Source organism: Bacillus sp. SIMBA_074 (genome assembly GCF_046534555.1).
Lineage (GTDB): Bacteria > Bacillota > Bacilli > Bacillales > Bacillaceae_G > Bacillus_A > Bacillus_A mycoides.
Genome location: NZ_JAWRYM010000868.1, coordinates 1 through 254, shown reverse-complemented (window position 1 = coordinate 254; position 254 = coordinate 1). Strand labels below are relative to the sequence as shown.

The 254-nt window shown below is 46.1% G+C and carries 1 protein-coding gene; it reads left to right on the top strand.

Annotated features, from left to right (window positions below; all coding sequences use genetic code 11):
• The coding region (locus SB773_RS33230) for an alpha/beta fold hydrolase (protein WP_410594706.1) at window positions 1–254 on the top strand (254 nt) is incomplete at both ends.

Below are 254 nucleotides of genomic sequence, written 5' to 3'. Positions count from 1 at the left end.
CTACCGAAACTAGTCGCGCGGCTGGAAGTGCTTCACTGAAGCGTATTATTGCCCAGAAAAAATTTGAAAGTTCGCTGCAGGTACGCGACGCACAATTGAAGGCGATAGAACAGTGGGCTGATCGGTTACCTAACCAATCGTATGAATGGTTGCATAAGATTAAGCAACCAGTGCTTGTAACTAACGGTGTTGAGGATATCATGGTTCCTACCGAACACAGTTACATTCTTGCTCAGCAACTACCTAACGCACAG